This window comes from Clostridium sp. TJA085 (genome assembly GCF_058310235.1).
Genome location: NZ_JBZEEZ010000001.1, coordinates 153,368 through 172,036 on the forward strand (window position 1 = coordinate 153,368; position 18,669 = coordinate 172,036).

The 18,669-nt window shown below is 25.3% G+C and carries 17 protein-coding genes and 1 riboswitch; of the genes, 13 read left to right on the forward strand and 4 right to left on the reverse strand.

The features are described 5' to 3' along the window. Positions 1-159 precede the first annotated feature (159 nt). On the forward strand, positions 160-981 hold the full coding sequence (locus tag AC4FQW_RS00780) for a hypothetical protein (RefSeq protein ID WP_491146794.1): 822 nt from the start codon (positions 160-162) through the stop codon (positions 979-981). A gap of 26 nt (positions 982-1,007) precedes the next feature. Here AC4FQW_RS00780 and AC4FQW_RS00785 read toward each other — a convergent pair whose 3' ends face one another. Next, positions 1,008-2,411 carry an alanine/glycine:cation symporter family protein gene (locus tag AC4FQW_RS00785; RefSeq protein ID WP_303128688.1) on the reverse strand — a complete coding sequence of 468 codons (1,404 nt, stop codon included), beginning with the start codon at positions 2,409-2,411 and terminating at the stop codon, positions 1,008-1,010. Between the two features lie 226 nt (positions 2,412-2,637). Then, positions 2,638-5,151, reverse strand: a complete 2,514-nt coding sequence (locus tag AC4FQW_RS00790) for a transglycosylase domain-containing protein (RefSeq protein WP_491146795.1) — start codon at positions 5,149-5,151, stop codon at positions 2,638-2,640. A gap of 100 nt (positions 5,152-5,251) precedes the next feature. On the opposite strand from AC4FQW_RS00790, the gene yunB reads away from it, so the two are divergent. Beyond that, positions 5,252-5,893, forward strand: coding sequence for a sporulation protein YunB (gene yunB / locus AC4FQW_RS00795; RefSeq protein ID WP_491146796.1), 642 nt, complete (start codon positions 5,252-5,254; stop codon positions 5,891-5,893). 44 nt (positions 5,894-5,937) lie between these two features. On the opposite strand, the gene hpt is transcribed toward yunB, so the two are convergent. Continuing rightward, the gene (gene hpt / locus AC4FQW_RS00800; RefSeq protein ID WP_303128681.1) at positions 5,938-6,465 is read right to left on the reverse strand and encodes a hypoxanthine phosphoribosyltransferase; all 528 of its coding nucleotides are present in this window, start codon (positions 6,463-6,465) and stop codon (positions 5,938-5,940) included. Between the two features lie 167 nt (positions 6,466-6,632). Between hpt and hflX the strand changes: the two genes are divergently transcribed. The 11 genes from hflX to add all read left to right on the forward strand — a co-directional run bounded on the left by hflX (position 6,633) and on the right by add (position 17,213). Continuing rightward, the gene (gene hflX, locus AC4FQW_RS00805; RefSeq protein WP_303128678.1) at positions 6,633-8,432 is read left to right on the forward strand and encodes a GTPase HflX; all 1,800 of its coding nucleotides are present in this window, start codon (positions 6,633-6,635) and stop codon (positions 8,430-8,432) included. A 126-nt stretch (positions 8,433-8,558) separates the two neighbouring features. Then, positions 8,559-9,455, forward strand: coding sequence for a nucleotidyltransferase domain-containing protein (locus AC4FQW_RS00810; RefSeq protein ID WP_303128675.1), 897 nt, complete (start codon positions 8,559-8,561; stop codon positions 9,453-9,455). Between the two features lie 15 nt (positions 9,456-9,470). Further along, positions 9,471-10,886 (forward strand): MocR-like pyridoxine biosynthesis transcription factor PdxR, encoded by a 1,416-nt coding sequence (gene pdxR, locus AC4FQW_RS00815; protein ID WP_491146797.1) that lies wholly within the window; start codon positions 9,471-9,473, stop codon positions 10,884-10,886. Then, complete coding sequence (locus AC4FQW_RS00820; RefSeq protein WP_303128670.1) at positions 10,874-11,521, forward strand: YigZ family protein; 648 nt, start codon at positions 10,874-10,876, stop codon at positions 11,519-11,521. The genes pdxR and AC4FQW_RS00820 overlap by 13 nt, the downstream gene beginning before the upstream one ends. Positions 11,522-11,648: 127 nt before the next feature. Next, positions 11,649-12,386: a YebC/PmpR family DNA-binding transcriptional regulator gene (locus AC4FQW_RS00825; RefSeq protein ID WP_303128667.1), complete on the forward strand. Its 738-nt coding sequence runs from the start codon at positions 11,649-11,651 to the stop codon at positions 12,384-12,386. A gap of 499 nt (positions 12,387-12,885) precedes the next feature. After that, positions 12,886-13,236, forward strand: coding sequence for a YjgN family protein (locus AC4FQW_RS00830; protein ID WP_491148129.1), 351 nt, complete (start codon positions 12,886-12,888; stop codon positions 13,234-13,236). A gap of 655 nt (positions 13,237-13,891) precedes the next feature. Beyond that, positions 13,892-14,371, forward strand: coding sequence for a hypothetical protein (locus tag AC4FQW_RS00835; protein WP_491146798.1), 480 nt, complete (start codon positions 13,892-13,894; stop codon positions 14,369-14,371). A 130-nt stretch (positions 14,372-14,501) separates the two neighbouring features. Further along, on the forward strand, positions 14,502-14,945 hold the full coding sequence (locus AC4FQW_RS00840) for a hypothetical protein (protein WP_303128662.1): 444 nt from the start codon (positions 14,502-14,504) through the stop codon (positions 14,943-14,945). Then, a complete protein-coding gene (locus tag AC4FQW_RS00845) occupies positions 14,945-15,439 on the forward strand; it encodes a hypothetical protein (protein ID WP_303128659.1) in 495 nt (164 codons plus the stop codon). Before AC4FQW_RS00840 ends, AC4FQW_RS00845 begins: the two co-directional genes overlap by 1 nt. A gap of 119 nt (positions 15,440-15,558) precedes the next feature. Further along, positions 15,559-15,726, forward strand: coding sequence for a small, acid-soluble spore protein, alpha/beta type (locus tag AC4FQW_RS00850; RefSeq protein WP_303128656.1), 168 nt, complete (start codon positions 15,559-15,561; stop codon positions 15,724-15,726). Positions 15,727-16,015: 289 nt separating this feature from the next. Further along, positions 16,016-16,115, forward strand: a riboswitch (purine riboswitch). A 99-nt stretch (positions 16,116-16,214) separates the two neighbouring features. After that, entirely contained in the window at positions 16,215-17,213 is a 999-nt protein-coding gene (gene add / locus AC4FQW_RS00855) for an adenosine deaminase (protein WP_491146799.1), read from the forward strand. Between the two features lie 94 nt (positions 17,214-17,307). Here the strand turns inward: add and AC4FQW_RS00860 are convergent, their stop codons facing one another. Continuing rightward, entirely contained in the window at positions 17,308-18,651 is a 1,344-nt protein-coding gene (locus tag AC4FQW_RS00860; RefSeq protein WP_491146800.1) for an MATE family efflux transporter, read from the reverse strand. Between the last annotated feature and the right edge of the window lie 18 nt (positions 18,652-18,669).

Here is an 18,669-nt window from a genome sequence, read left to right on the forward strand (position 1 = left end):
TGATAGTTTTATTATCTTAATTATACTATAAAAAATATTATGTAATATAGAATTTAACCATAATTATAACAATGTTCATAAAGGTTTAAATTATATTTTCAAAAAGTGAACTATAGTGTAAAATAATTATACAAAGTAATATTTTGTGTGGGGGATAAGATGAGTTATATCAAGGGTAAATGGGTTTATTTAGTTATAATATTTTTGTTGTTATTAATTATTCCATTAATTTTACATATTTTTCATGGACAGGGAAATGAAAAAATAGAATATGGAAATGAGTTTATTAATACATTAAGTGAAAATAATATTATTAAAAGGGAAAATAAAAAGATAAGATTCAATATAGAAAAAAGAAATTTAGAAAAAAGTGATGAAGAGATTTATTTATTAAAAAGTAAACTTTATATGATAGAAATAAATAAAGATAATAAAATTATAAGTTTTGTTGATAAGAGAAAAACTGATAATAAAATTAATATAACATTAGATGAAAGTGTAAAAATTGCTAAAAAATATATAAATAAAATAGATGGAAGCAATTATAAATTAAAAGAAATAGATAAAAATTATACAAATAAAGATTCTAATTTTTATTCTGTTATATTTTTAAAATATGAAGAAGGATACCCATATTTTTCGCAAGAGGTAATTTTGAATATAAATAAAAATACTGGAAAATTACAAGGATATATAAATAAGACTAAGAATAGTGATCATGAAAGTATAAAAATAAATATATCAAAAGATAATGCTGAAAAAATCGCTTTAAACTTTTTTAATAAAGTACAAAAAGAAGGGCATGTAAAGACAAATTCATATTTAGCTTTTTGTAATAGCGCACAAAATGAAAGATTAGAATTGGCTTATGTTGTAGAAGTTTCAAATGAAAAAACTGATAAAATATTTTTTATATCAGCAAAATCAGGTAAAATAATAAATATTATTAGTAATGTTATAGATAAAATAGAAGTTAAATAAAAAGCAGATCAAATGATCTGCTTTTTCTATTTCCATTCAGTAACATTTTTTAAACCAGGTATATTAGATGCTTTAAATAATGGTTCTTTTATACCAGATCTCTTTTGGTCTTGATAATCCTTTAATGCTAAGAAGGCTTGTTTGCTAAGAAGGGTAATTGCTATTAGATTTGTTACAGCCATAAGTCCCATAAATACATCCGCTAAATTCCAAACTATATTTATTTCTGCTATTGATCCAAAGAATACCATTCCAACAACTAAAAATCTATATACATATAATATAACTCTATTTTTACTTAGGAATTCTATATTAGATTCACCATAGTAATAATTACCTACAATTGAACTGAAGGCAAAAAGTAGTATACATATTGCTATAAATGTATTCCCCCAAGGGCCTACTTGTGTACTTAAAGCTCTTTGAGTAAGTTGAATTCCAGTAACTGATTTATCTAAATAATTAACACCTGATAAAAGAATTATAAATGCAGTACAACTACAAATTATAATTGTATCTGTAAATACTCCTAATGTTTGGATAAGACCTTGTTTTACAGGATGGCTTACATCTGCTGTTGCAGCTGCATTTGGTGCACTACCCATACCAGCTTCATTTGAGAAAAGTCCTCTTTTAATACCCATAAGCAACGCTCCACCAAGTGTACCACCAACAAATTCTTTAAATCCAAAAGCATTCTCTATTATTAATTTTAATATAGAAGGAACTTCAGTTATATTTATTATTAATATAAATAAAGCAACTGCAATATATGCTAAAGCCATTATAGGAACAATAACTTCTGATACCTTTGCAACTCTGTGAACACCACCAAATATTACAAATAGTGTTATTAAAGTTAGTATAATACCAACAATTAATCTATCTACGCCAAAGGCATCTTTAAATGCTAATGTTATAGTATTAGATTGAACTGAGTTAAATATTAAACCAAAAGCTATAGTTATAAGTATTGAGAATATAACACCCATCCATCTTTTATTTAAACCTTTTTGCATATAATATGCTGGTCCACCTCTAAAAGAGCCATCTTCAGCTTTTTCTTTATATATTTGTGCTAGAGTAGATTCAACAAAGCTTGATGCTGCACCTATAAGTGCTATAAGCCACATCCAGAATATAGCTCCAGGACCTCCAACAGAAATTGCAATAGCGATACCAGCTAAGTTTCCAGTACCAACTCTTGAAGCCGTACTTATACAAAATGCTTGGAATGATGATATACTTCCATTTTTTTTATCTGCTGAAAATCCATCTCCAAGAAGTCTAAACATTTCTTTTATATATCTAAATTGTACAAATTTTGTTTTAAAAGAAAAATAAATACCTAAAATTAATAGCATAGCTATTAAAATATATGTCCACAAAATATCATTGAATTTTAATATGAAATCATTAAGTAAATTCATTAAAAATCTCCCTTCTAAAATAATATTCTAAATAATTATTGATTATAGTATATAATAAAAAAACATAAAATGCAAGAAGTGATTAACTAAATTTCATATAGATTAAAATAATCAGTAAAAATAAGTAAAAATCATTGAAAATACAACAGTATTGCAAGAAAAAGAGATGTTTTATTCATATGTATATAAAAAATAAGCATCTTTAAAAAGATGCTTATTTAAACTGTTAATTGTTAGGTTTATTAGAGTTATTTTGAGTATTTGATGGTTTATTATTATTTTGATTATTGTTTTGCTCAGGAGTAGTTCCTTCATTTGGTTTAGTGGTTTCATTATTATTTTCATTTGAATCAGGCTTTTTATTTTCATTTGGTTTTTTATCTTTTTCGTCTTCCTTATCTTTCTTATCTTTATCCTTTTTATCTTCCGTAGGTGTATAGGTTGAATTATCATAAGAAGTTGGAAGTATATATTTATAATCGGCAGTAACTGGATTTTTATAATCTTTTGTTATAAAAATTCTACTTGCTGCTAAACCAGCAGGGGTGTTATTTGTAGCTAACAAACCATTAGAACTATTAATTTGAGCACTTACATGAGTTTCACAGTAACTTGAAGGTTGAGTTCCTTCAATAAATAATTCAGTATAAACTTGATTTCCTCTAGGATCATTTTTACAAAGATCAGTAGGAAGTAATCCAGAATCTTTACATACAGAAACTTCTACAATTCCAGATGGTTTATCAATATCTTTTGTACTTAAACCTTCATTTGCTTTTCTCATAATTTTTCCCCAAAGATTTGATGCAGTAGCACCAGATCCACCACCTTTTATGGAAGCTTGATTATCATAACCAACCCAAACTGCACCACTAAGATGAGGAGTTAATCCAACAAACCAATAATCTTTATTATCAGTAGTAGTACCAGTCTTACCAGCAGTAGGCATAGCTCCAAGTTGAGCATATGTAGCATTGTAAGTTAAAGGTCCTTTCATCATATCATAGATTATATAGGCAGCTTGAGAGGATAATATTCTTTTATCTTCTTTTTTGCTTTCTAATAATACATTTCCATTAGAATCAACAACTTTAGTATAAAGTCTAGGTTCAACATATACTCCATCATTACCAAAAGTTCCAACAGCAGATGCCATTATAAATGTGTTGGCTCCATCTGGGTCAGTAGAACTATTATCAAATTGCCCTAAAGCATAAGTGGAAGGGAATTTTGAACCATTTGAATATTTAATTCCGAATTTTTCTCCATATGAAAGTGAAGTTTCATCTCCAACCATTTTTTGAGTTAAAGCAGAACCTACATTACTTGAAATTCTTAAAGATTCTCTTAAAGGAATTAATCCTTTATAGGTTTTACCTGCATTACTAGGTCTATATGATGATACTGATTCAGGAATTGGTGAATCATCAATTGTAGTAGCTGCAGTTGCTTTTTTTGTGTCAATTGCAGGTCCATATACAGTAAATGGTTTTGTAGTAGAACCTATTGATCTTAATGAACTATAAGCTCTATTTAATGAACGAGCACTTTGACTACCTCTTCCACCAACTAAAACTAATACTTCACCATTTTTATAATCAGTTATAGTAGCAGATGATTGAAGTAGTGGAACACCATCTTTATTTAATTTATCATAACCTGGAATATTGTAATTATTATAATTATCTAGTACTTTTTGAGTATAATCTTGTAAGCTTCTATCCATTGTTGTATAAACCTTAAGTCCACCAGCTTGAATTAAGCTTTCAACTTGCTCATCACTATATTTATATTTTTTCTTTAAATCTTTTTTTACTTGATCTACAGAAGCATAAATAAAATCTTCATATGGTAATCTGTAGTCTACTTTAGATTTCTTAAATTTAAGTTTTCCATTATCTAAATCCTTTATTGCTTTATCATATTCTTGTTGAGTTATATATTTATGCTCAAGCATTTTAGATAACACAAGTTTTGTTCTGTTAATATAAACAGAAGGATTTTTTTGTGTATAACCACTGTAAGTTGTTGGTGCTTGAGTAACACCAGCTAAGTAAGCACATTCTATAAGATTTAAATCTTTAGCATTTTTATTGAAATACATTTTAGCACCAGCTTGAGCGCCGTATGCTACACCACCTACGGGGAAATGATTAAGATATGCTGTTAGTATTTCATCCTTTGATAGCATTTTTTCGATTTGAAGTGAAAGATAAATTTCACGAACTTTTCTTTCAATTGATCTTTCGTTGGTCAAAAGAGTATTTTTAACTAATTGTTGAGTTAAAGTAGATGCTCCTTGAATTCCGCCTTTTCCTGTAACTATATAAACAACGTCATTAACAGCAGCACCAAGTATTCTTTTAACATCTATACCATCATGTTCATAAAACCTTTCATCTTCTATAGCAACTAATGCATTTTTAAGATTTTTAGGTATATTTTTTGATTCTATTTTTTGATAATCTTCTTTTCCATGTAAAGAGGCCATAAATTTTCCGTTATTATCATATGCTTGTAGGGTTTGGTCGACATTAACAACTTTATTAATATCTATAGGTGGAGTGTTTTTCACAACAGCTACAACATATCCAACTCCTATTACGGCTACGGCTAATATTAAAAATAATATGCTAAGCCCTACCCATTTAAAAATGTTCTTTTTAGTAGATTTTTTCTTTTGTGGAGCTTGGCTATTAGTATTATCTTTATCTTTTTTTAAGTCTTTTTTATTTGCCATCTCATCCTCCCAATTATTTTAAAATTAATAAATAATATTCTTATCCATTATAGCATAATTATAATATTATTAAACCAATAACTCAATAAAAAGGTGTTTTATGAAATATTATACAAGAACACGAAAAAACAAGCGTAAATCAGTTATAGCAGTTAGTATCACCATTTTTATATTTTTTAATCTTATGGTTATAGTATTTGATAAAAAAGTCATGCCTTCTGTATTAGCTATTTCGGAAACTTTAATGAGAGCAGAAGCTGTTAGAGCTATAAATGAAGTTAGCATGGACGTTTTTGATGAAATAGTTGGATCAGAAGATATAGTGATTATAGAAAGGGACGATAAAAATAGAATAAATCTAATTAAATCTAATACTCAGCTTATAAATAAAGTATCTGGCAAAATTGCAATTAGATGTAATGAAAAATTAGAACAACTAGGTGTTAAAGGAATTGAAGTTCCTCTTGGATGGATGACTGATAAAAGTATATATTATAATTTAGGCCCTAAGATAACTATACAAATGGAACCACTTGGTAATATAGAAACATCTTATGATTCTATATTTGAAAGTGCTGGAATAAATCAAACTAGACATAAAATATATTTAAATGTAAAAGCAAGAATAAAAATAATAATACCTATGTATAGCAAAGAAATGAATGTTGATGCGCAAATACCATTATCTGAATCTATAATAGTTGGTGAAATTCCAGATACAGCAATAGAATTAAATGATTAAAAAAAGAGACAAGTCTAACTTGTCTCTTTTTAGTGAAAATAGTTTTAGTTAGTTTCCCAATTGAAAACATAAGGTACGTTTCTGTAATGATCTCCATAATTTAAGCCATAACCTACAACGAATAAATCTTCTATTTCAAAACAACAATAATCAGGAGTTATATCAACTTTTCTTCTTGAAGGTTTATCTAGAAGAACACAAGTTTTAACTGATTTAGCTCCTAGTTTTTTTGCGTGATTTACAACGAAATCCATTGTTATACCACTGTCAACTATATCATCAACTATTAAAACATCATAACCTTCTATATTATCTGGAATATCATTTACAACTTTAACTGTTCCAGAACTTGTTTCTTCATGTCCATAGCTTGAAGTTGTCATAAATCCTATTTTAGCTTTTGTATCTATGTATCTAACTAAATCAGCTGCATATATAAAGCTTCCTCTTAATAAAGATAAAACATAAAGATTTTTATCTTTATAATCTTCTGTTATAACCTTTCCAAGCTCAGCTATTCTTTTTTGAATTTGCTCTTCTGAAAATAAAATATTACGTTTCTTATCATCCATTAATAAAACCTCCAAGTATTTTTAAATATCAATTTCTTAATAAATAAAATACTTTATTATAGAAGAAAAATCAAGTGCAAATTTAATTGATTTAGTTTACAATAAGTATTTATTAGTATAGAATTATATTCAAAATTAATTATATAGATAATAAAAAGGGTGATTTAATGATACATGGAAATACAGAAGGAATAAGAAATTCTATTCTTTCAGAATTAGACAGTTTATATAATATAAAAACTCAAAAACAAGAAGTATGTAATGTAGAAATTATAGATATAATTACTAATGTTTCTTCAAAAATAGAGAGAGAAGTAAGTGTTGCTATTGATAGAAAAGGAAAAGTTACATCTGTAGCAATAGGCGATTCAACATCAGTAGAACTTCCTATTTTAGATATATATGAAAAAAGACTTTCAGGAGTTAGAGTTATTCACACACATCCAAATGGATACAGCAATTTATCAGCACTTGATTTAACGGCTCTTATAAAGCTTAAATTAGATGCAATAGTTGCAATTGGAATAAATAATGGTGAAATTGTTGATTTTTCAATAGCAAATTTAATGGTATTAGATAAAGATTTAGTATATGAAGAAAAAAATAATCTTAATATTGAAGAGTTAATGAGAATAGATATATTAGATAAAATAAGATATGTTGAAAAACTTATAAAAGAAAATGATGTTATAGAAAATGATGAAGAAAAAGCTATATTAGTAGGATCAGATACTAGAGAAAGCTTAGATGAATTAGCAGAACTTACTAAAGCTTGTGACATACCAGTTCTTACAAAAGTATATCAAGGTAGAAATAAAATAGATCCAGCATTTTTTATAGGTAGAGGAAAAGTTCTTGAAATTGCTCATTTAAGACAAACAGAAAGAGCTAATGTTATTATATTTGATGATGAATTATCAGGTTCACAAGTTAGAAATCTTGAAAATGCAATTGGGGCTAAGGTAATTGATAGAACTACATTAATACTTGAAATATTTGCAAGAAGAGCAAAAAGTAAAGAAGCTAAAATACAAGTAGAGCTTGCTCAGCTTAAATACAGATTAGGAAGACTTCAAGGTCTTGGTACAGTTCTTTCAAGAACAGGTGGTGGTATTGGTACTAGGGGACCTGGAGAAAAGAAATTAGAAACAGATAGAAGACATATAAGAGAAACTATATATGACTTAAATAGAGAACTTAAAAAAATAAAGAAAACAAGAGAAGTTCAAAGAGAGAAAAGAAATAAAGAAAGTATACCTAAAGTATCTTTAGTTGGTTATACAAATGCAGGTAAGTCAACACTTAGAAATGCTCTATGTAAAATAGCTGCATCAAAAGATAATAGAAATAAAGAAGAGGTTTTTGAAGCAGATATGCTTTTTGCTACTTTAGATATAACAACTAGAGCAATTATACTTAAAAATAAAGGTCTTATAACTTTAACTGATACAGTAGGATTTGTAAGAAAGCTTCCTCATGATTTAGTAGAAGCATTTAAGTCAACCTTAGAAGAAGTTATTTACTCAGATCTTTTATGTCATGTTGTAGATGCTTCAAGTGATGATGCTTTAGAGCAAATAAAAGCTGTTGAAGAAGTGTTGTCAGAACTTGGATCTATAGATAAAGATACAATATTAGTTTTAAATAAAATAGATAAAGCAACAGAAGAACAAATAGCTAATATAGAAGAAAAAATTTCTTATTATGACCACATTATAAAAGTTTCAGCTAAAGAAGAAATAAATTTAGATAATTTATTAGAAGAAATAGAAGAAAAACTTCCATATAAATTAAAGAAAGTAGAGTATATAGTACCTTATAATAGAGGAGATATTCAATCGTTACTTCATAGAAGTGGTAGAGTTTTAGAAGAAGAATATGTAGAAACAGGTACTAGAATGATAGTTGAAGTAGATGATGAAAGTTTTAATAGAACTAAAGATTATATGATAAATATATTACAATAATTATTTTAAAATTCCTAGAATAGCTTTTGTTCTAGGAATTTTTATTTATTATAAATAATATTTTAACATATGAAACAGTTTTGTTATAATAAAAATAGCAATATAAAATTGTGGGGGCGAAGTTTTATGAAAGATATAATAATAGAATATCAAAAAGCATTTAATATTATGATGGAGACTTTTGAAAGTAATGAAAATGTTATAGCAGTTTTTACTTTTGGAAGTATGGTTTCAGGAGATATATGGAATGAATCAGATATAGATTTTTTTGTTATATATAAAGATGAGTTTAATAAGGTAAGAGATGTATATTCTGAGGTGAATAATATTCCAGTGCATACTAAGTTATTAAGCAAAGATAGTTTTGTGTATTCATATGAAAATGAGGGCAAAAGGGGCATAGTAAAAAGTATACTTAGTTTTTCAAAGTTAGTATTTTCAAGAGATAAGGATATAAATGTTATATATAATAAAATTATATATGGAATTGATGAGTATGCAGGAATAGGAAAGTTAGAATATTTAAGTAAAGTAATTAAAGATGTAAAGATAGCAAAAAAATATATAAATTTAGGAAGAATGTATACAGCATATGAAGTTATGGTTAGAAGTTTAGACAGTTTTTCAAAACTTTATTTAAGTTTAAATGGATATACAGTTAGTAAAGATGCAATTAGAATGGTTATAAATTTAGATGATTCATTTAAAAGAATTATTGATGAGAAGTTATTTGGTAAAATGAATAAAGAAGATATATCTTATATAATAAACTATATAGAAAATTTCATAGATAAACATATAGCTATATCAGCAAAAGTTATAATTGATATATTAAAGAGTAATAAAGATTATTTAAGTTCAACGGAAATTAAAAAAGATGAAATGCTTGTAGGATATAATATAAAGGTTGAACAAATACTTAAAAAGCTTTTAGAACAAGGAATAATAAAACATAAAAAAAGAAACGTTTATGATAAAAAAGGTAATTTAATACTTACTCAAAATGTTTATGGTATTTTATAAAGGTGATGATATTTTTTGGAAAACATAAAAGATATAGTTTATTTAGAAGATAAACCTAAGTATATTCAAATAGCAGATAAATTTAAAGAACTTATAGATAGTGGAAATATAAAGGACGGCGAAAAATTACCTCCAATTAGAGAACTTACAAAAATACTTAATGTAAATAAAATTACCGTAGTAAATGCATATAAAAAATTAAATAATGAAGGGTTTGCATATCAAAAAATAGGGAGTGGAACTTTTGCTAAGAAAAAAGAGTTACACTCTAATTTCATGAAAATTTATTCTAATACTTTTAAATTTCTTAAAAATTGTAATTTAGATAATTATGTTGATTTTTCTGGTGAAACAACTAGGGAAGTATTTTTCCCAATAAAAGATTTTAAAGATATAATAACAACTGTTTTAGATAGAGACGGAGAAGAAGTTTTGCTTTCTCAAAATACATTAGGGTATAACCCTTTAAGAGAAACAATAAATAAAGAATTTTGGAATAATAGGTTAAATGTTGAAGATATAATAATTGTTTCAGGTGCACAACAGGGAATTGATATAGCATCTAAAGCAATGATAAATATAAATGATAATGTTATAGTTGAAAAACCAACTTATGGTGGTGCTCTTTCAGTTTTTAAATGGAGAAGAGCTAATATATTTGAAGTTCCAATAGAAAAAGATGGAATAAATATGGAATTGTTTGAGGAAATTTTAAAAAAGAATAAAATAACTTTATTTTATGCAATGAGTTATTTTCAAAATCCAACAGGAATTTCATATAGCTTAGAAAAAAAGAAGCGTTTAATAGAATTATCTAAAAAATATGATTTCTATATAATAGAAGATGATTATTTATCAGAACTTGTTTATGAAGAAGATATTGAATATACACCATTTAAAAGTTTAGATAAAGATGATAGAGTAATATACATTAAAAGTTTCTCAAAAATATTTATACCTGGTATAAGACTAGGATACATGGTAGTTCCTGAAATATTTAGGGAGAGGTTTTTAAGTACTAAATTAAATACTGATATTACAACTTCAACTTTAATGCAAAGAGCTTTAGAATATTATATTGCAAATAAAAATTGGAAAGAAAATATTAAAAAATTATCTAATGAATATAAAAAGAGATATGATATTATGGGTAAGCTTATAGAAGAAGAACTTTCAGATTACGTTTATTGTAATAAACCTAAAGGTGGACTTAATTATTATTTAGAAATTAAGAATAAGAAAATTTCTTCTAGAGAGTTATTTTTAAAATTAAAAAAGAAAAATGTTTATATTACTCCTGGGGTTTTGTTTTTTAGAAATAGTAGAGAGGGAGACGGATTTTTTAGAATAGGCTTTTCACAGACAAATTGTGAATCTATAGAAGAAGGAATTAAAGCAATTAAGGAGGAATTAAGGTTATGGCATATATAACTATTAGAGATAGAGGAGAAGATAGATTTGAAGAAAAAAAGTCTGAGTTTATAGGATATGCTAAAAGAGTAGAAAATGAAGAAGAAGCTAAAGCCTTTGTAAATGAAATAAAAAGTATGCATAAACAAGCTAGACATAATTGTTGGGCATATGTTATTGGAGAAAATTATGGAATACAAAGATACTCAGATGATGGAGAGCCACAAGGAACAGCTGGAATTCCTATACTTGAAGTTATGAAAAAACAAGGAATAACAGATTGTGCTGTAGTTGTAACTAGATATTTTGGAGGAATACTTTTAGGTGCAGGGGGATTAACTCGTGCATATACTAAAGGGGCAAGTATTGCAGTTACTGCAGCTGGAGTTGTTGAAAAGGTACATGGATTTAAAATTTCTATTGAAATAGATTATGATTTAATAGGAAAAATACAGTATCTTTGTGGACAAAATAACTGGTATATAGAGGACTCAGAATATACAGATAAAGTTATTTTACATATATATGCAGAAAATAGTATAATTCCTTTAATAGAAAAAGAAGTTACAGAAGCTACTAATGGTAAAGCTATTATATCAAAAGCAGAAGAAGGAATATATTTTAAAGAAAATAATAGATTGTTTAAAGTTATTTAATTGTAAAGAAAATATAAATAAGCATTATAAAATGGTTACTATATTGAATAAAACTAATTTAGTATGATATAATTTTAAAGTATAATTTATAAATTTATAGTTTAACACAATGTAAGGAGGAATAGACATGTCAGGACACTCAAAATGGCATAACATCCAAGCTAAAAAGGGCAAAATGGATGCAAAAAGAGGAAAGATTTTCACAAAAATCGGTAAAGAAATTATGGTTGCAGTAAAAAGCGGTGGTCCAAGTCCTGAGTCTAATGCAAAACTTAGAGACGTAATAGCAAAAGCAAAGGCAGCAAATATGCCTAATGATACTATACAAAGATCAATAAAAAAAGCATCAGGTGAATCAGGATCAGTAGATTTTGAAAAAATAGTCTACGAAGGATATGGTCCATCAGGAGTTGCTGTAATTGTTGAAACATTAACAGATAATAAAAATAGATCAGCAGGTAATGTAAGAAGTGCATTTACTAAAGGTGGAGGTAACATGGGTACATCAGGCTGTGTTGGATTCATGTTCCAAGAAAAAGGAGAAATCGTTATTGAAAAAGGCGATTTAGATGAAGAAGAAGTAATGATGATGGCATTAGATGCTGGTGCTGAAGATTTCCAAGCTGAAGATGAAGTATTTGTAGTTTATACAACTCCAGAAGACTTCGGATTAGTAAGAGAAGCCTTAGAAGGAAATGGAATAGAATTTTTAGAAGCAGGAGTTAAAATGATTCCAGATACAACTTCAGAATTAGATGAAGATAATGCTAAAAAATTCCAAAAAATGCTTGACTTACTTGAGGATGATGATGATGTTCAAGAAGTTTACCACAATGCTGAATTCCCTGAAGGATGGGAAGAATAGGGCATTTTAAGCATTTTTGAAAATTAAAAAATAATTGATTGTGACATACAAAATTAAGATAATGCACTTTTAATTTCGATATACATAATAACGTTATATCGGTATTGGAGGTGTATTTTTTTATTGTTAGATGATATGCTTAAAGAATTTTTAAAGTATTATTTGCAATAATAACATATTTTGGAAAGAAAAAATCTATGAAAAAGTTAAATTGGTTAAAGGAAGAATATTAAATATTAGATAATTATTTAAAACATAGTATAAGGTATTTGGAAACTTTAATATACAATATTTCCCTAAAATATGCTATAATTTGAATGTAATATTTATGTATAAATAAAAATATGAAATAGAATATATATGTTATTAGTATAAAATAATTATGTGTAAAGAAGGTCAAAAGAATTAAATCAAGAAGAAAAATTAAATTATAAATTAATTGATGAAAGCTATTTAATTTAATATAAAATAATTAATAATACATAGAAAGGATATTAAAATTATGGTTAAATCTTCAATTATAATTAATAAAGAAAAGTATAATTCATTTTTTGATAAAAAATTAAAAGATTATATAATATTTCATTTGAAAATAATACTTCTTGGAGTAATAACACTAGGATTAGCATATCCTTGGATTATTTGCATGAAAAATGAAGCAAGATGCAAACATACAGTAATTTGCGGTAAAAGATTAAAATTTATAGGTAAACCTAAGGAATTAATAAATTATTGGATTTTATGGTGGTTTTTAATAATTATAACATTGGGGTTTTATGGGTTAGTTGTAAAACTTAGATTTGAGCGATGGACTATTGCTAATACAATTTTTGAGGATCAATACTTATAGAGTAATTATAAAGATAGAAATTTTAGAAAATTAAATAAAAAAATAATAAATAAAACAAAGGCTTATGATAAAAAATTACATTTACAATTGTAATTTAAGTAGATATTAATAATTATTTCAATTTACAAAATAAAGAAAGTGAATTTATTTTATATTATAATTTATTTAAGTTAATTAATTAAAATTATATTTAAATAAAGATGAAAACAGAAAATAATCAGTAGGTCTTAATAAGACCTACTGATTATTTTTATACTATGTTTTTAGGTGAGAACTAAAAGTAAATTTTTATTAAATAATAATGTGAGAGTGAGTTATTTAGTATCTTATTTTATAAAACATAAATTTAAAATATTATAAGTTTACAAAATAGAAAATATAGATATTTTTAAAATGTTTTTAAATTATAATTATAATTTATGTAAAGAATGTAAAGTAAGTTACAGAAATGTATATGAAGTTTAAAAATAATTATAAAAGATGTGTTACTTATGGTAAATATATTATTTTTAAATAGATATTAAAATGAATAAATATATATATTTAAAAAAATTAAAACAATCAAGTAAAGAGTTTAAAGATTGAAAATAAAAATTACACAACTGAATATGATATCAATATTATAATTAGGAATATATACTAAGGGGGAGAAGTCTTGGAGTCAAATAGAAAATACAAACTATCGTTTAGAAATATGATTAAATTTGGAAATAAGATATTTAAAAAATATTTTCTTTTGTTTAATTTAGTAATATTAATATATATAGGAGTGATATCCTACTTCGGACATTATAATATAAACAAAATATTAGATTTTAATAGAATCATTATTAACGGTTTATTTTGGTTACTATGTATGTCTATATTATGGATTGGATGTTTGTCAAGTTATGTTATAAATATTTTAAAAGCAATTTTAATTGAGATTATTTATGAAGAATATGAAGAAGATAAACAAAAAGAGGTAAACAATATATTTAAAATAATTTTATTTACAGTAGTTTTTGCATTAATGGAGTTTTTTATATTAAATCTTGTTAAGCTTAAATCACTAGAAAGTGACCATATTTTTTATCTTTATTCAATGGGAGCTTTTGTAGGATGTTATTTTGGAATAGTTAAAAATATTAAATAAATCTTTAAAGAATATAATTTATTCTTAATTTAATAAAGTAAAAACATTTTACATATAGTATGAAAATTATTATAATTAAGTTTGTACTAAATTTAAAATTACAATATAAAAAAAGAAAGGTGAGTTTAAGATGAAAAAATCATTTTGGACAAAAGTTATAATTGCTATAGCAATTGTTGTTGTAGGTTTATTTGCTTATAGTTATATAAATAAAACTACAAATAATTCTTCTGTAGGAAATAAAACTTTAACAGTAACAATAAAAGATGCAGTAGATAATAAAACTATTATTGAAAATGAAAAGTTTAAAACTGATGCAAATACATTAGCTGATTTTTTAAATGAAAATACAAAAACTTTAGGAGTAAAGATGGAAAATGGTAAATATGGATCATTTTTATTAGCTCTTAAAGGTTTAGAAACAAAAGATAAAAATAAAGGACCATGGTGGACTTATGGATATAAATCACCATCACAAAATTTAGACTATAAAGTAGGTAGTGCACCTGTTATGGACAAAATAAATGTGCATGATGGAGATAGTGTAGAATTTGTATTTACTAATACATTTTAATGAATGCTAGAAAATTAACTCAATGTGCGTTGCTAGCAGCTATATTATATATAGTTTACTTTATGGGTTCTTTTGTAACGTATTTTGAACTTGTAAGTTTTGTAATTTTGTTATATGGAACTACACTTCCTAAAAAAATATCATGGTTTTCTATAGTTGTGTTTTGTATTTTAGTAATGTTAACTAAAGGAATTGCTCCGTGGAGTATAATGTATTTATTAGTACTTCCTCAGTATGCACTTATATATAATCTTTTATCAAGAGTGACAAAATCTGAGTATATATATGGAATAGTAGGAGCTATCTTATCTTTTTGTATGGGAACTATTATAGATCTTCCATATCTTTTAACAGCTGGACTTGGAGCAAAATCTCTTTGGATTACTTTACTTTTAGGATTTCAAGTTTCAATAGGAAATGCTATCTGTACATTTATAGCTACTTTATTTTTATATAAAACTATGAGCAAAGTTTTAAATAGAGTTATTATGTAAAATAAAACCTTAGAAGAATTCTTCTAAGGTTTTATTTTTATAGTAAGTATTTTACAGTATACATACTTTAATTAAGTCTAATACTATTATTGATATTTTAAAGAAAAGGAGAGGTTTTAATGTCTCATAAAAATAACAAAAATAGTAAAGACAATAAAAAAGTTTCACAAAAAACTAAAAAAGAAGTTCAAAAAATGAAAATTGAAACTGCAAATGAAGTTGGATATTCAAAAGAATCAAGAAAACTTGGAAAAGACAAAGAAAGAAATTCTCCTCATAAAAAATAATTAGTAAAACTACACTAATTTTATAGTGTAGTTTTTTGTTGTTTTATAATAAAATATTATTGAAAAAAATAAATAATATGTTAAAATATAGGAGAAAATATTTTTATTATAAAGGGTGAGAGGGGTTTTAAAATGAATAAGAGAATAGAATTAGAAGCTAGAAAAGAAGCGTTAATTAACAAAGGTAACCATAATTCAGCATTAATAGCAAAGGTTAATAGAAAAATTAGAAGATTAGATAATAAATAAAAATAATAATTGATTTATTAAATTTTTATGATAAAATATATTTAATTTAATAAAAACAATTCGTATAATCCTTAAAATACGGTTAAGGAGTTTCTACCAAGAACCAATAATTCTTGATTACGGAGAAGATATTTAATTATTTTCTTCGTAACCAAGAATTTTTTTTATAATTTTTTATAATAAATCTTTTTATAGGTAGAAAATTTAAAAATTTAAAATTTTTATTACAGGAGGACGTTATGAAATTTGAAAATTTACCTAAAATAGAATTGCATTGTCATTTAGATGGATGCTTAAGGCCAGAAACAGTAAAGGAATTAATAGTTAAAGAAAATTTAAATTTAGATTTATATGATATTAATAATATAGAAAATGAGTTAATAGTTCCAGATAATTGTTCATCCTTAAATGTATATTTAAAAAGATTTGATATTCCAGTAAAGGTTATGCAAAGTAAAGAAAATTTGAGAAGAATATCATATGAACTTATAGAAGATGTTAGTAAAGAAAATGTTAAATATATAGAAATAAGATTCGCACCACTTTTACATAAAGAAAAAGGTCTTGAGATTAAAGAAATAATTGAAAGTGTTTTAATAGGACTAAAAGAAGGGGAAAAGGATTTTGGTGTTAAAAGCAATTTAATCCTTAGTATTTTAAGAAATATGGATATTAAAACTGCTTATGAAGTAATTGAAAGTGGAAAAGAATTTATAGGAAATGGGGTTGTAGCAGTAGATTTAGCGGGAAATGAAGAAAAAGGTTTTTGTAAAAAGTTTAAAGATGCATTTAATTTAGCTAGGGAATATGGATATAAAATTACAATTCATGCTGGAGAGACAGGGCATTCAATTAATGTTAAAGAAGCTATAGAATTATTAGGAGCAGAAAGAATTGGACATGCTGTTGCAATAGAAAAGGATATTAATATATATAATTTAGTTAAAGAAAAAGAAGTAATACTTGAAATGTGTCCAAAGAGTAATGTACAAACAAAAGCAGTAGAAAATTATAAAAAACATCCGATAAAAAGATTTTTAGAAGATAACCTTTTAGTAAATTTAAGTACAGATAATAGAACAGTATCTAATGTAACACTTACAGAAGAACTTAATGCTGTAGATGAAAATCATATATTAAGTATAAATGATGGTAAAAAAATATATACAAATAGTATAAAAGGTGCTTTTTGTGATAAGGAAACAAAAAAGTGGTTAAAGACATTTATTGAATGTTAATTTTATAAAAAATACTATATTAGATTTAACTTCTAATATAGTATTTTAAAATGTTTTTATTAAAACATATATTTTAATAAATTTAAATTTTCTTTCATGTTTTTAATTCATAATTTTCTAATAATATATATTGTTTATATTTAAAGTAATAAGCTAAAGAAAATATAATAGTTATAGCTTCTGCAATTGGTATAGCAAGCCAAATTCCATTTACACCAATAAAATAAGGTAATATTATTATACAAATACTAACAAACACTAATGATCTACTTATAGATATTATGGCTGATATTTTTCCGTTTCCTATTGAAGTGAATAGATTTGACATAAATACATTAACACCTATAATTAAGAATCCAAAAGAAAACAATTTAAGACCAAAGTATGCTATATTATATACATTTAAATCATTAGTAAAGAATAAAATTATATATTTTCCAAGGAAAAAAGAAACTAAAAAGATAAAAATCGATGACCAAGCTATAGTTATAAAACTATAATTTAAGCTTTCTTTTATTTTATTTTTATTTTTTGCTCCAAAATTATAACTTATAATAGGAGATACTCCAACTGAAATTCCAAAAAACATGGCTATAAAAAAATAATAAATGTAAGTTATTATAGACATAGCAGCGATACCATTTTCACCATGGAATTTAAGTATACTTACATTAAATAAGAATGTAGTTATTCCAGTTGAAAATTCAGTAAACATTTCAGAACTTCCATTAAAACAAGAATTCCATAAATCCCTTAAATAAATGTTAGGTTTTTTAAAAGATAAAAGAGAATCATTGCTTAAAAAATGAAATAATCCAATAAATGCAGATATAGTTATTGATAAAAATGTTCCAAAAGCAGCTCCTAAAATACCTAGATTTAAAATTACTATAAAAATATAATCTAATATTATATTTAAAATTAAGCCAACTGATGACATTAGAAGGGATAGCTTTGGCTTTCCATCTATACGAGCATAATACTCAAAATACAATTTAAACATCATAGGTATAGTCATTAAAATTGTTATAAATCCATACTTTAGTGCGTAGGGCATAAGAACTTTAGTTGCACCAAGTAATGATAGAATTGGTTTTAAAAAAATTAATCCAATAAAAGTTAAAATTAAAGAAATTACAAGTAGGGTTAATGTTATAAAAGAAAATAGCTTATTAGCATCATCTTTTTTACCTTCACCGAGTTTTATAGAAACTAAGGCGCCAGATCCAGTTGCAAGCATTACTGCTATCCCAAATATTACACAGGTTATTGGAATAATAATATTTATTGATGCTAATGCATCAGATCCTACAAATCTTGAAACAAAAAATCCATCTATAGTAGTATAAAATGATAAAAACACCATAGCTACAACAGAAGGGAGAATATACTTAATAAATTGTAAATAAGTTTGGTGTTTAGTAAAATTGCTGTTCATATATAGTACTCCTTATCT

Excerpts from the sequence above, each read along its gene's own strand:
- AC4FQW_RS00780 (WP_491146794.1), top strand. The coding sequence starts at position 160 with ATGAGTTATATCAAGGGTAAATGGGTTTATTTAGTTATAATATTTTTG.
- AC4FQW_RS00850 (WP_303128656.1), top strand. The coding sequence starts at position 15,559 with ATGTCTCATAAAAATAACAAAAATAGTAAAGACAATAAAAAAGTTTCA.
- yunB (WP_491146796.1), top strand. The coding sequence starts at position 5,252 with ATGAAATATTATACAAGAACACGAAAAAACAAGCGTAAATCAGTTATA.
- AC4FQW_RS00825 (WP_303128667.1), top strand. The coding sequence starts at position 11,649 with ATGTCAGGACACTCAAAATGGCATAACATCCAAGCTAAAAAGGGCAAA.
- AC4FQW_RS00860 (WP_491146800.1), bottom strand. The coding sequence starts at position 18,651 with ATGAACAGCAATTTTACTAAACACCAAACTTATTTACAATTTATTAAG.
- AC4FQW_RS00790 (WP_491146795.1), bottom strand. The coding sequence starts at position 5,151 with ATGGCAAATAAAAAAGACTTAAAAAAAGATAAAGATAATACTAATAGC.
- add (WP_491146799.1), top strand. The coding sequence starts at position 16,215 with ATGAAATTTGAAAATTTACCTAAAATAGAATTGCATTGTCATTTAGAT.
- AC4FQW_RS00840 (WP_303128662.1), top strand. The coding sequence starts at position 14,502 with ATGAAAAAATCATTTTGGACAAAAGTTATAATTGCTATAGCAATTGTT.
- hflX (WP_303128678.1), top strand. The coding sequence starts at position 6,633 with ATGATACATGGAAATACAGAAGGAATAAGAAATTCTATTCTTTCAGAA.
- AC4FQW_RS00845 (WP_303128659.1), top strand. The coding sequence starts at position 14,945 with ATGAATGCTAGAAAATTAACTCAATGTGCGTTGCTAGCAGCTATATTA.
- hpt (WP_303128681.1), bottom strand. The coding sequence starts at position 6,465 with ATGGATGATAAGAAACGTAATATTTTATTTTCAGAAGAGCAAATTCAA.
- AC4FQW_RS00820 (WP_303128670.1), top strand. The coding sequence starts at position 10,874 with ATGGCATATATAACTATTAGAGATAGAGGAGAAGATAGATTTGAAGAA.
- AC4FQW_RS00810 (WP_303128675.1), top strand. The coding sequence starts at position 8,559 with ATGAAAGATATAATAATAGAATATCAAAAAGCATTTAATATTATGATG.
- AC4FQW_RS00785 (WP_303128688.1), bottom strand. The coding sequence starts at position 2,411 with ATGAATTTACTTAATGATTTCATATTAAAATTCAATGATATTTTGTGG.